The 12,126-nt window shown below is 62.8% G+C and carries 10 protein-coding genes and 1 tRNA gene; 7 read left to right on the forward strand and 4 right to left on the reverse strand.

Going from position 1 to position 12,126, the window contains the following annotated elements:
- Positions 1 to 3: 3 nt before the first annotated feature.
- The 4 genes from fdhE (at position 4) to GYA94_RS02275 (ending at position 4,535) form a co-directional block, all read left to right on the forward strand.
- Positions 4 to 924: a formate dehydrogenase accessory protein FdhE gene (gene fdhE / locus GYA94_RS02260; RefSeq protein ID WP_161891713.1), complete on the forward strand. Its 921-nt coding sequence runs from the start codon at positions 4 to 6 to the stop codon at positions 922 to 924.
- A gap of 162 nt (positions 925 to 1,086) precedes the next feature.
- Positions 1,087 to 2,514: an L-seryl-tRNA(Sec) selenium transferase gene (gene selA / locus GYA94_RS02265; RefSeq protein ID WP_161891714.1), complete on the forward strand. Its 1,428-nt coding sequence runs from the start codon at positions 1,087 to 1,089 to the stop codon at positions 2,512 to 2,514.
- Positions 2,511 to 4,433: a selenocysteine-specific translation elongation factor gene (selB, locus tag GYA94_RS02270; RefSeq protein WP_161891717.1), complete on the forward strand. Its 1,923-nt coding sequence runs from the start codon at positions 2,511 to 2,513 to the stop codon at positions 4,431 to 4,433. Before selA ends, selB begins: the two co-directional genes overlap by 4 nt.
- Positions 4,434 to 4,439: 6 nt before the next feature.
- Positions 4,440 to 4,535, forward strand: a tRNA-Sec gene (locus GYA94_RS02275).
- Between the two features lie 36 nt (positions 4,536 to 4,571).
- Here GYA94_RS02275 and GYA94_RS02280 read toward each other — a convergent pair.
- Both GYA94_RS02280 and GYA94_RS02285 read right to left on the reverse strand, forming a co-directional pair.
- Positions 4,572 to 5,558, reverse strand: coding sequence for an asparaginase (locus tag GYA94_RS02280; RefSeq protein WP_161891715.1), 987 nt, complete (start codon positions 5,556 to 5,558; stop codon positions 4,572 to 4,574).
- A 71-nt stretch (positions 5,559 to 5,629) separates the two neighbouring features.
- Positions 5,630 to 7,072 (reverse strand): alanine/glycine:cation symporter family protein, encoded by a 1,443-nt coding sequence (locus tag GYA94_RS02285; RefSeq protein WP_054912909.1) that lies wholly within the window; start codon positions 7,070 to 7,072, stop codon positions 5,630 to 5,632.
- A gap of 178 nt (positions 7,073 to 7,250) precedes the next feature.
- Here GYA94_RS02285 and GYA94_RS02290 point away from each other — a divergent pair, with 178 nt between their 5' ends.
- Positions 7,251 to 8,060, forward strand: a complete 810-nt coding sequence (locus GYA94_RS02290; protein ID WP_029885046.1) for a helix-turn-helix domain-containing protein — start codon at positions 7,251 to 7,253, stop codon at positions 8,058 to 8,060.
- 82 nt (positions 8,061 to 8,142) lie between these two features.
- Here GYA94_RS02290 and GYA94_RS02295 read toward each other — a convergent pair whose 3' ends face one another.
- Positions 8,143 to 8,919: a TSUP family transporter gene (locus GYA94_RS02295; RefSeq protein WP_110676887.1), complete on the reverse strand. Its 777-nt coding sequence runs from the start codon at positions 8,917 to 8,919 to the stop codon at positions 8,143 to 8,145.
- Between the two features lie 22 nt (positions 8,920 to 8,941).
- Complete coding sequence (locus GYA94_RS02300) at positions 8,942 to 10,003, reverse strand: TauD/TfdA family dioxygenase (protein WP_161891716.1); 1,062 nt, start codon at positions 10,001 to 10,003, stop codon at positions 8,942 to 8,944.
- A 236-nt stretch (positions 10,004 to 10,239) separates the two neighbouring features.
- Here GYA94_RS02300 and GYA94_RS02305 point away from each other — a divergent pair, with 236 nt between their 5' ends.
- Together GYA94_RS02305 and GYA94_RS02310 are read left to right on the forward strand one after the other, a co-directional pair.
- The gene (locus GYA94_RS02305; protein WP_082416229.1) at positions 10,240 to 11,124 is read left to right on the forward strand and encodes a sugar nucleotide-binding protein; all 885 of its coding nucleotides are present in this window, start codon (positions 10,240 to 10,242) and stop codon (positions 11,122 to 11,124) included.
- Positions 11,117 to 12,049 carry an NAD-dependent epimerase/dehydratase family protein gene (locus GYA94_RS02310; protein ID WP_110676893.1) on the forward strand — a complete coding sequence of 311 codons (933 nt, stop codon included), beginning with the start codon at positions 11,117 to 11,119 and terminating at the stop codon, positions 12,047 to 12,049. The genes GYA94_RS02305 and GYA94_RS02310 overlap by 8 nt, the downstream gene beginning before the upstream one ends.
- Positions 12,050 to 12,126 lie beyond the last annotated feature (77 nt).

Raw genomic sequence — 12,126 nt, forward strand, 5'->3', positions numbered from 1 at the left:
CGCTTGAGCACGATACTCGAACCTGGGCAGATCGAAGCGTCGGCGGTGATGCCGCCGTTTCTGCACCTGCCGCCGGCCAACCTGTTTGAAGTGCGGGCTGCGCGTTTGGACACGCTGGCCCAGGGCAATGCCCTGGGCGACTACCTGAGGCTGGTTGCGCGGTTGTGCCGTGTGCAGCAGCAGCTTGTGGATAACCCCCCTGGCGCCCTGCCGGTGGCTGAGGCGCGCCAGCGCCTGTGCATAAGCCATGGTTTGCCGCCGTTGGCGGCAGACAGCCTGGTACGTGACGGGGCTTGGCTGGTCTGGCTGCAGGCCTTGCTGGGTCACTTTGGCGACGAACCCCAGGGTCCGTTGGCGGAGGCCTTGCAGGTGCTGCGTGGCAGTGATGACAACCAGCGCAAAGGCTGGGGGTTCGCGTTGCTGGCAGGGCAGTATGACGCGGTGCCGCCCGCACTGGTGCCATTGCTCGGGGCTGCGTTGCAGGCGGCCTGGTCCAGTTGGCTGCTGGCATTGCCGGCGCCTGAACTCAAACCCGCTGGCAGCCTGGCCCAGTGCCCGGCCTGCGGCTCGCCGGCGATGGCCGGGGTGGTACGCAACCGTGGCAAGCACAACGGCCTGCGCTATCTGGTGTGCTCGTTGTGTGCCTGTGAATGGCATGTGGTGCGGGTCAAGTGCGTGTACTGCGAGTCGAGCAAGGACTTGCGCTATACCAGTCTTGAGAATGACCGCCACTTACCCGGCAAGGCGCCCCTGCGGGCCGAGTGCTGCCCGGGGTGTGAAAGCTACCTCAAGCAGAACTACCTCGAAAACGACGCAGCGGCCGAGCCCTTGGCCGACGACCTGGCCAGCCTTGCGCTGGACATGCGCCTGGACGAGGAAGGTTTTCATCGCCTGGCGCCCAACCTGATGCTTGCGCCCGGTTAGTGGGTGAGTGTCTACACTGAAAAACCGAGTCGCCTGCTTAGCGGGTGAACCCTTTCCCACAAGCCTTGGTACAGGATCAGACACCTGCGCAGGCTTTTGTGGGGGCGGGCTCACCCGCGAACAGGCCAGTACCGACGACGGATCAATCCTAGGTAGTACCGCATGTCCAACAGCCTCGCCAGCGACACCCCACGCTTGCCGTCCATCGACACCCTCCTGCGCCATCCGGCCTGCCTCCCACTGATCGACCGCCACGGCCGCGATGCGGTCTTGAGCGCCCTGCGCCAATTGCTGGACGACCTGCGGGAGCCCGCGCGCAGCGGCCAGCTCAGTGCCGCCGAGCTGTCTCTCGAGATCCTTCTGGGCCGCGCCGGCGAACGTCTGGCCGCCCAGCAACGCAGCCAGGTACGCCGAGTGTTCAACCTCACCGGCACCGTGCTGCATACCAACCTCGGCCGTGCCCTGCTGCCGGAAGAAGCCATCGAGGCGATGCAGACCGCCGCCCGCTACCCGCTCAACCTGGAGTTCGACCTGGCCAGCGGCAAGCGTGGTGACCGCGACGACCTGATCGAGAGCCTTATCCGCGAGCTGACCGGCGCCGAGGCGGTTACCGTGGTCAACAACAATGCCGCGGCGGTACTGCTGGCGCTCAACAGCCTGGGTGCGCGCAAGGAGGGCATTATCTCGCGCGGCGAACTGATCGAGATCGGTGGCGCCTTCCGCATCCCGGACATCATGGCCCGCGCCGGGGTGAAGCTGCACGAGATCGGCACCACCAACCGTACCCATGCCCGCGACTACGAAGCTGCCATTGGCCCGCGAACCGGATTACTGATGCGCGTGCACTGCAGCAACTACAGCATTCAAGGTTTCACCACCCAGGTGCCCACCGCCGAGCTGGCGCGAATCGCCCACCAGCATGACCTGCCACTGCTCGAAGACCTCGGCAGCGGTAGTTTGCTCGATCTCACCCGCTGGGGCCTGCCGGCCGAGCCCACGGTGCGCCAGGCCCTGGCTGATGGCGCCGATCTGGTGACCTTCAGTGGCGACAAGCTGCTGGGCGGCCCGCAGGCCGGGATCATCGTCGGGCGCAAGGCATTGATCGCCAGGATCAAGAAAAACCCGCTCAAGCGTGCGCTGCGGGTCGACAAGATCACCCTGGCCGCACTCGAAGCGGTGCTGGCGCTGTACCGCAACCCGGACCGGTTGGCCGAGCGTCTGCCCAGTTTGCGCTTGTTGACCCGTGGCCAGGCCGATATCCAGGCCCAGGCCGAACGCCTGCTGCCAGACCTCCAGGCCCGCCTTGGTGCGCAATGGGTCGTCAGCGTAGAACCTGCGCTGGGCATGATAGGCAGTGGCAGCCAGCCGGTTGCGCGCCTGCCCAGTGCCGCGCTGTGCCTGCGCCCGCAGGTGTCGAAGAAGTTGCGCGGGCGCAGCCTGCATGTGCTGGAGCGGGCCCTGCGGGGCCTGCCAGTGCCGGTGCTTGGTCGCATCGACGACGACGCGCTATGGCTGGACCTGCGCCAGCTGGACGACGAAGCCCAATGGCTGGCGCAATTGCCGGCGTTGCAGTTGGGGCCGGTGCAGTGATCGTTGGTACCGCCGGCCACATCGACCATGGCAAGACCGCACTGCTGAAGGCACTGACCGGCCAGGCCGGTGACCTGCGCCAGGAAGAGCGTGAACGGGGCATGACCATCGACCTGGGTTACCGCTACGCGGCGCTGGCCGAAGGTGCACCGCTGACGGGCTTCATCGATGTGCCGGGCCACGAGCGATTTATCCACAACATGCTGGCCGGGGCCCATGGCATAGACGTGGTGCTGCTGGTGGTGGCGGCAGACGATGGCGTCATGCCGCAGACACGTGAGCACCTGGCAATCATCGAGCTGTTGGGTATCCCCCAGGCACTGGTGGCGATCAGCAAGTGCGACCGCGTCGAGCCGGCGCGCCTGGCCCAGGTGCAGGCGCAGGTCAGTGAGCTGCTGGCGCCAGGGCCCTATGCCGGGGCGCGGCATTTCCCGGTGTCGAGCCTTGGCGGGGAGGGCATCGACGCGTTGCGCCAAGCCTTGCTGCAGGCGCAAACCGCTGTGCGGCAACGCAGTGCGCAAGGCGGTTTTCGCCTGGCTATCGACCGCGCCTTCGCCGTTACCGGTGCGGGGGTGGTGGTGACTGGCACGGCGCTGGCCGGCCGGGTGAGTGCCGGCGATACCCTGGTCCTGGGCAAGGCCGGCAAGGCGGTGCGGGTGCGGGGCCTGCATGCACAAAACCAGGCCGCGTTGGTAGCGCAGGCCGGCCAGCGAGTAGCGCTCAATATCGCAGCCGAACGCCTTAGCGCGGAGCAAGTTCACCGTGGCGACTGGCTGCTGCCGCAGTGGCTGCACGCGCCCAGTGTTCGGGTGGATATCGAGTTGAACCTGCTGCCGGGCGAGCTGCGGGCGTTCGAGCACTTCAGTGCCGTGCATGTGCACCTCGGCACCCAGGACGTGACGGCCCGTGTCGCGTTGCTGGAAGGTGAAACCCTGGCCGCCGGCCAGCGCATGTTTGCCCAGTTACTGCTCAATGCGCCGTTGCAGGCCGTGCATGGCGACCGCCTGGTGCTGCGCGACCAGCGTGCTCAGCGCACCTTGGGCGGCGGCAGGGTACTCGACCCGTTTGCCCCCAGCCGCCAGCGCCGCAGCCCCGAGCGTCTACGCCAGCTGCAGGCGCTGCGGGATGCCCAGGGCCTGGAGCAGGCGCTGCCGGCACTGCTGGCCAGTGCGCCCGGTGGTATCGACCCACAGCGCCTGGAGCGGCAGTTCAATCGCCTGCGCGAAACCTGGCAGCTACCGGCGAACGTGTTGGTGGTGGCCACGCGACAGGGCCAGCTGCTGTTCGCCAGCGCCCAGTGGCAGGCGCTGAAACGGCAGGTGCTGGCGCAACTTGCCCGCTTCCACGAGCAAGAACCCGATCAGCTGGGCCCCGACCGTGACCGCCTGCGGCGCTTTACTGCACTGCCGTTGGAGCGGCCTGCGTTTGTCAGCCTGCTTGAGGAACTGCTAGAGGAAGGGGCGATTGCCGCCAGTGGGCCCTGGCTGCATTTGCCGGATCACAAGGTCCAGTTGAGTGAAGCCGACGAGGCGCTGTGGGCGCGCCTGCAGCCCAGGTTGCTGGCGGGGCAGTTCGACCCGCCCTGGGTCAGGACATTGGCGGCAGAAGAGAACTGCCTTGAAGCCGACGTTCGTTTGTTGTTGCGCAAGCTGGCGCGTTTGGGCGTGGTGCACCAGGTGGTGCGTGACCTGTTCTACCCCGCAGCGACGCTACAGCGCATGGCAGAGCTGCTGCTGGGGCAGGCGGCTGGCACTTCAGTAGTGCAGGTTGCTGCATTTCGCGATATGTTGGGCATCGGTCGCAAGCGCAGTGTGCAGATTCTGGAATACTTCGACCGCATCGGCCTGACCCGCAGGGTGGCCGAGCAGCGTCACATTCGCGCTGACAGCGCCCTGGCCCAGCAGTACGCCAGGCACTGAGTTCAAGGAAGGCAATCGCGCCCGGTGGCGCGGCCGGGCTTCAAACCCGGTTGGGGACGGCAGCCGTTCCCGGGCAGGTTCGACTCCCGCTGCCTTCCGCCATCTTCTTTTCTTGCCTGGGCGAGTTGCGGGCAGCGCCTACGCCCGCTCCCCACACAGGTCCAGGGCAAACCAGCGTTCTGCTGATTCCACATCCAACCCTGCACCCAGCAGCGCAACCATCTTGCCCAGCGCTGCCTCGCGGGTCATGCCGCCGCCACTGACCAGGCCCGCGCTACGCAGTCGGTTGCCTGCCGCATAGGTATCGAATACCACCGAGCCTTCAGGGCATTGGCTGATTGCCGCCAGCAGCACCCCGCGCTGGCGCGCTGCGCGCAGTACCTCGAGCAACGCCAGGTCATCCGACGGCCCGGTACCACTGCCATAGCACTCCAGCAGCAAGCCCTGCACGCCGCTGCCCAACAAGGCCTGCAGATGGCTGGCCTGCAGCCCCGGGAACACGGGCACTACCGCCAGGTTGACCGGCTGGCGCGGCTGGCGGTAATCCAGCTCGGCCGGGATGGCTGCCGCACGCTGGCTGTCGCGATGCCGCGGCAGGGCAACGAACGCATCGAACGCTTCACTGCGCAACTTGGTAGCCCGGCAACCGTGCACCAACTGCCCATGGAAGTACAACTGCACGCCGTCTTCCAGCCCTTGTTCGAACAGGCGCAGCGCGCCACACAAGTTGGGCCAGGCGTCGCTGTCGGGGGCGCCGGCCGGCAGCATCGAACCGGTCAGCAGTACCGGCACGGGCAAGCCCAGCAGCATGAACGACAAGGCAGCCGCGCTATAGGCCAGGCTATCGGTGCCGTGCAGCACCAGCACCCCATCATGGCCAGCGTCCACCGCCGTGACGATGGCGTCACGCATGGCCAGCCAGTTGTGCTGTTGCATGTTGGCGCTGTCCAGCAGCGGGTTCAGCTCTTGCAGGGTCCACTGCAGCTGGGGGGCATCGGACAGTTGCGCGAAGTGTTCACGCATCCGCCCGTCGAAACCGCCGGCCGGTGCGAGGCCCTCCGGGGTTTCGAGCATGCCGATGGTGCCACCGGTATAGAGAACGAGAAGATTCTTGACTGCACGCATGGAAAGCATCCGTGGCGGTGAGCGGAGAAAAAAGCCGCCCACGGACGGGGCGGCTTGGGCAGGGCAGGGTATCAGCGCTGTGGCTGGGCCTGGACGGCTGCTTTGTCAGCGGCTGTTTCCAGCTCAGGGTTGGCTGGCCAGGCGTTGCGGTCCAGGTCCAGGTCGGCGAACTTGGTCGAATCGAACACTGGCTGCTTGATACCGGCCTTGCGCTGGTCGTCGTAGTCGCGCATCACCCGCAGGCCAATCTTGAACAACAGGGCCAGGGCGATCAGGTTGACGAAGGCCAGGCAGGTCATGGTGATGTCGGCGAAGGCGAACACGGTCGACAGGTCTTGCATCGAACCCCACACCACCAGCGCCAGTACCAGGCCACGGAACACCATCAGTACCACGCGGTTGCGGCTGAGGAACTGCAGGCTGTTCTCGCCCAGGTAGTAGTTGTAGAGAATGCAGGTGAACACGAACAGCGACAGCGCAACGCTGACGAACACGCGGCCCCAGTCACCCACCACGGCGGCCAGCGAGTTCTGGGTCAGGACAATGCCGTCGCCCTCGAAGCCTGGGGTGTAGAAGCCCGACAGCAGGATCAGCAGTGCGGTGCAGGTGCAGATCACGAAGGTGTCGAGGAACACGCTGAAGGCCTGGACCACGCCCTGCGCGCCCGGGTGTTTCACTGCCGCCACGGCGGCAACGTTCGGTGCACTGCCCAAGCCTGCTTCGTTGGCGAACACGCCCCGCTTCACGCCCATGACGATGGCGCTGCCGAGCAGGCCGCCAAACGCAGGGTCAAGGCCGAAGGCGCTCTTGAAGATGGTTTCCAGCATGGCGGGTACGTGGTCGATCTGGGTGCCGATCACGTACAGGGTCACGCCGATGTAGGCCAGGGTCTTGACCGGCACCAGCAGGTCCGAGACCGCCGCGATGCGCTTGATGCCACCGATGAAGGTGATGGCCAACAGCACGGCCAGCACCAGCCCGGTGTGGCTTGGCTTGAAGTCGAAGGCATTTTGCAGCGAATGGGTAACGGTGTACGACTGCAGGCCGATGAAGGCGAAGCCGTAGGTCACCAGCAGCAGGATCGAGAACACGATGGCCATGCTTTTCAGCTTCAGGCCATGCTGGATGTAGTAGGCCGGGCCGCCACGGTACAAGCCGTCGCCATCGGCGCGCTTGTACACCTGGGCCAGGGTACATTCGAAGAAACTGCTGGCCATGCCGACCAGGGCAGTGACCCACATCCAGAACACCGCGCCAGGGCCGCCCAGGGTCACGGCAATGCCGACCCCGGCGATGTTACCGGCGCCCACGCGGCCAGCCAGGCTCAGCATCAGGGCCTGGAAGGAGCTCAACTGGCCTGCCTGGCCACGCAGCGATTCCTTGAACACGGCGAACATGTGGCCGAAATGGCGGAACTGTACAAACCGCGAACGGATGGTGAAGTAACCGCCGAGACCGACGATCAGCACGATGAGGAGTTTCCCCGAGAGGAAATCGTTGAGTGCTTCGAGCATTGGAAAATGACCTCGATTCTTATTCTTCGTGTGGATTGATCAGCGGACGGCAGGCGCACCGCTATTCGTTGGGGCGCATGGTTGGCCATGACAAGAGTCGTTACAATTTCGCGGGTTGCTCTGACTTGATGCGACTTGATGCTACAATGGCGTCATTCGCGTCACCTGGATTCCGCACATGAGTGAGCATTTCGCTACCAACCTCAAACTGGCTTGCAGCCACTACCGCTCTATTTCCGAAGTTTGCCGCCAGCTGTCGATCAACCGAGCGCAGTTCAACAAGTACCTCAGCGGGCAGAGCCGTCCGACGGCTTTCAACCTGAAACGCATCGGTGATTTCTTTGGCGTCGAGGATTACGAGCTGAATCTGCCTGCCGAGCAGTTCGCCCGCCTGATCGGTGCCCGCGTCTCGACCCTGGCCGAACAACCCAGCGACCCGATCAGTGAACTGTTCCGCCCGCTGCATGAGCACGCCGGCAACCTGTCGCGGTATTGCGGTTATTACTTCGAGTATTCGAACTGCATGTCGGTGCCCGGCACGATCCTGGTGTCGCTGGTGCACCTGTGGGAAGAGCGGGGGCGTTTCCTGTTCGAGCGCCAGGAGCGGCAGGAGCGCTCCAGCGCCACGGACCTGCATGCCGAAGTCCGTTGCCGCTATCTGGGCGCGGCGTTTCAGTTGCAGGACCGAGTGTTCCTCATCGACTACGAGTCGCTGACTTTCAACGAAATGAGCCAGACCATCCTGATTCCCAGCTTCAAAAGCCGGATCACCCGCCTGAATGGCCTGAAGGCCGGGGTTTCCAGCGGCGACCGGCGCAACCCGGCCTGCACACGGGTGGTGTGGGAGTATCTGGGTGAGGAGATCAATCGCATCAATGCCTACCGACAGGTCAAACTGTACCGCCCGGATGATCCGCGTATAGATGATGACGTCAGGGAACGTCTGAGTGTGGGGCCGTTGCGCAACAGTTTGTTTGAGATTGAATAGACAGGATGGCTGTACTCGGCATGCCACTGCCGCTCTATCGGTTTGACCGATGACTGGAATTGAATTCAGGCCCGCTGAGTACTCATAGGCGGTGCAACCATTGGGCCACCGGATGACCAGTACTGAGCATCAACTTGGTTGCCATCAGGCAGCACACGGCGATCAGCAGCGGTTTCACCAGCCGCGGCCCGAAGTGGAGCGCACACCGCGCGCCCAGCTGCGCACCAATGATGGCGGACACGGCCATTATCAATGCCAAAGGCCAGACGATCGCCCCACTGCATGCAAACACGGTCAGGGCTCCCAGGTTGCAGCAAGCATTCAGGAGTTTGCTTCTGCAAATTGCTTGCATGAGCGGCTGTCCCAGCAGCAGGGTGCATGCGACCATGAAAAATGAACCGGTACCTGGCCCGAAAATACCGTCATAGAAGCCGATGGCTGGCACTACCGCCAGTGTGAATGCAACGCTCGACAGCCGTTGCTTGCGCTCCTGACCACTCAGCGTGGGAGTGAACGCAAAGTAGGCGGCGACCGCGATCAGCATGATGGGAACGACAGATTCCAGGACATACCTGTCGAGCATGCTGATTGACATGGCGCCAGTGACGCCTCCAGTAAAGGATAGGCAGGCCATAGGCCAGTCTGCTCGCCAATCGATCATTCGTTTTCGAGCAAACGCCCAGACGGCTGACGCACTGGCTGAAGAAGCTTGAAATTTGTTAGTGGCCATTGCTGCCAATGGGTCGATGCCTGCGATGAATAGAGCGGGAAGAGTGAGGAGTCCGCCGCCGCCTGCTATCGCATCGAAGAAACCGGCAAACAGCGCGACGGCTGCTAGCGCTATATAGATCGAATCCATTTTCAATTGTGCTCCATTTTCACTAGCCACGTACTATCAACGGGTCTTGCTGCAGGATTAATGGCTGCGCATCTGGCGAATACCCAAACAGCCTGATCAGTAGTCGCCTGTTATCTTTGATTGTGTCGCGTGCATGCAGGGCCTGGCTGTTGTTGATTAACAGCGCAGAGGTGGGCTGCAGAACGAATTCGTAACAATCTGCCTGATTCAATAGATCTTTCAATGACCAGTAGGCTTGGCGCGCCAATTGGCTAGCTTTTTCGTGCACAGAGTACCGATAACTGTTGTAGCGCAAGGTGAAGTCACCTCGAGGGTCGAACTGGATGATGGGATGTTCTAGCATGTCCTCGCTGTCGTCCTTGACGAAACATTCACTGCGACTGAAACAGAATGATTTCGATGAAAGCGCCAGTGCTTCAAGGCCGTTCAGTTTTGCAATTACATTGCGTACCGGTATCAATTTTGTCGGCTCTTGGGATGGGTTCCATCGGGCCGTCAGAATCAAGGCGCTGGGTGCTGGAGAGTGCCCGTTTTCGGCATTGATCGAACAGTTGTAAGGGGGCTCCGTGTGTGGCCCAAGCTCAAGCCCAGAATGAGAACTAAGCTCCGCTGTGACACTTCCGGTCTCACTGGGTAGGCCCACTGCACCGCCACCCTTGAAGTTCCCTACGATTCTTATCTGCTTGCTTTCATTGTCTATGTCGAAAGCGAATGATCTATAGTTGACAAGGCTCAAAAGAATCTGACTTCGAGAGCTCAAATAAAGAGTTGTTGGTTCATTGCAGATTATATCTATTGGCGGAAGAAATTTTGGCGCAGGGTCTTGCTCGGGCTCTCGCATTCCTGTGAATTCAATGGCGGCTGCTTTTCCGTTGCTGAAAAGTTCGAGCAGATCTCGTTGCGGGCGACCCATTAATCGCATCAGTGCCTGTGCATGGAAGATGGAAGTTTTTGCGCTACCTGCTACATCTGGGCCACCCATCGCACCGACTTGGCGGGCTGCGCAGTCCAGAAAATTGGCTTGCTGGTCATTGAGCTCGAACTGGATGACCTCAGTCGATCGTTGAGGCACGTTCCCTATCATTGTTTTTTTCCTTGTATGTAGGGGGAGGTGGAACTTTTTGTGAGTTCGCCGTTAATTTAGCCAGAGAATCTTACGCAGTGATGCAGGACCTGCTCCCTTGGTCATGTGAGGAATGTCCTCGGCAGTGGTAGGAATAGCCCTACGTATCCACCTCCGCCCCAGGGTTGGACTTCCCCGCCCGGAAACCGCAAAATGACCCACTTTCCTTAATCAACCTCTCCGGATCTGCTGACTCTATGCGTATGCGCCTAATGCTGTTGGGTGGTGGCAATGCCCTCGGGCAAGCGCTGATTCGTCTTGGGGCCGAGGAGGACATCGCATTCCTGGCGCCGCGCCCGCCCGAGAACGGCTGGACGCCGGCGAGCCTGACCCAGTTGCTTGACGACCATCGCCCCGATGCCCTGGTGAACCTGGCCTATTACTTCGACTGGTTCCAGGCCGAGTCGGTCAGCGAGCCGCGCCTGGCGCAGCAGGAGCGGGCAGTCGAGCGGCTGGCAGAGCTGTGCCAGCACCACCAGATCACCCTGGTGCAGCCTTCCAGCTACCGGGTATTCGATGGCTCGCGGGCCACTGCCTACAGCGAGAAGGACGAGCCCGTACCCCTGGGGCTGCGTGGCCAGGCCTTGTGGCGGATCGAGCAGAGCGTGCGTGCGGCGTGCCCGCAACATGTGCTGCTGCGCTTTGGCTGGTTGCTGGACGAAAGCATCGATGGCTCGCTCGGTCGTTTCCTCACCCGTGCCGAGCAACCGGCCGAGTTGCTGCTGGCCGATGACCGGCGCGGCAACCCCACCCCTGTGGACGATGCGGCCCGGGTGATCCTGTCTGTGCTCAAGCAACTCGATTGCAACGCGCCGCTATGGGGCACCTACCATTACGCCGGCAACGAGGCGACCACGCCGCTGGTGTTGGGCCAGGCGATCCTGGCTGAGGCCGGCCAATACCGCCAGCTGGCAGTGCAGGCACCCACGGCGCAAGCGCATGCCGCGCGGCCGGATGCCAGCGAAGAGCCGCAGCATGCCGTATTGGCCTGCAAGAAAATCCTTCATACCTTTGGCATCAAGCCGCGTGCCTGGCGCGCCGGCTTGCCGCCCCTACTGGACCGTTTCTACCGCCATGGCTGATGCCCCCATCCTGATCACCGGCGGTGCCGGCTTCATTGGTTCCCACCTGTGCGATGCGTTGTTGGACAAAGGCTACGCCGTACGCATTCTCGATGACTTGTCCACTGGCCGGCGGGACAACCTGCAGGTCGACCACCCAGGGCTGGAACTGATCGAAGGCGATGTCGCCGATGCTGCTCTGGTCATGCGGGCTGCGGCAGGTTGCAGTGCCGTGGTGCACCTGGCCGCAGTGGCTTCGGTGCAGGCCTCGGTCGAAGATCCGGTGCGTACCCACCAGAGCAATTTCATCGGCACCCTCAATGTTTGTGAAGCCATGCGCGTGCACGGTCTGCGCCGGGTGGTGTTCGCCTCCAGTGCCGCCGTGTATGGCAACAATGGCGAGGGCGAGTCGATCGCCGAGGATACGCCCAAGGCACCGCTGACGCCCTATGCCGTGGACAAGCTGGCCAGTGAGCAATACCTGGACTTCTACCGCCGTCAGCACGGGCTGGAGCCGGTGGTGTTCCGCTTCTTCAATATTTTCGGGCCTCGCCAGGATCCGTCCTCGCCCTATTCCGGGGTTATCAGCATCTTCTGCGAGCGTGCTGTGCAGGGCCTGCCGATCACCGTGTACGGGGATGGCGAGCAGACCCGCGATTTCCTGTATGTAGGCGACCTGGTGCAAGTGATGGTGCAGGCACTGGAGCAGCCGCAGGTCGAGGAGGGTGCGGTGAACATCGGCCTCAACCAGGCAACGTCGATCAACCAGATGCTCGCGGCGCTGCAGAAAGTCGTGGGCAGCTTGCCAGCGGTGACCTACGCGGCGGCGCGTGCCGGTGATATTCGCCATTCGCGGGCCGATAACCAGCGCTTGCTGGCGCGGTTTGCATTCCCGCAGGCTACGCCGATGGTCGAGGGGCTGGCCCGGCTACTGGGTAAAAGCTGAAGTCACGGGCCAAGCGATGCCCTGCCTGCACGGCCTGTAGGAGCAACTGTCTTTCTCGAAATTTGAAAAGCCTGCGC

Source organism: Pseudomonas juntendi (assembly GCF_009932375.1).
GTDB classification, from domain to species: Bacteria; Pseudomonadota; Gammaproteobacteria; order Pseudomonadales; family Pseudomonadaceae; genus Aquipseudomonas; species Aquipseudomonas juntendi.

Excerpts from the sequence above, each read along its gene's own strand:
- GYA94_RS02285 (WP_054912909.1), bottom strand. The coding sequence starts at position 7,072 with ATGCTCGAAGCACTCAACGATTTCCTCTCGGGGAAACTCCTCATCGTG.
- GYA94_RS02310 (WP_110676893.1), top strand. The coding sequence starts at position 11,117 with ATGGCTGATGCCCCCATCCTGATCACCGGCGGTGCCGGCTTCATTGGT.
- GYA94_RS02280 (WP_161891715.1), bottom strand. The coding sequence starts at position 5,558 with ATGCGTGCAGTCAAGAATCTTCTCGTTCTCTATACCGGTGGCACCATC.
- selA (WP_161891714.1), top strand. The coding sequence starts at position 1,087 with ATGTCCAACAGCCTCGCCAGCGACACCCCACGCTTGCCGTCCATCGAC.
- GYA94_RS02290 (WP_029885046.1), top strand. The coding sequence starts at position 7,251 with ATGAGTGAGCATTTCGCTACCAACCTCAAACTGGCTTGCAGCCACTAC.
- GYA94_RS02295 (WP_110676887.1), bottom strand. The coding sequence starts at position 8,919 with ATGGATTCGATCTATATAGCGCTAGCAGCCGTCGCGCTGTTTGCCGGT.
- GYA94_RS02305 (WP_082416229.1), top strand. The coding sequence starts at position 10,240 with ATGCGTATGCGCCTAATGCTGTTGGGTGGTGGCAATGCCCTCGGGCAA.
- GYA94_RS02300 (WP_161891716.1), bottom strand. The coding sequence starts at position 10,003 with ATGATAGGGAACGTGCCTCAACGATCGACTGAGGTCATCCAGTTCGAG.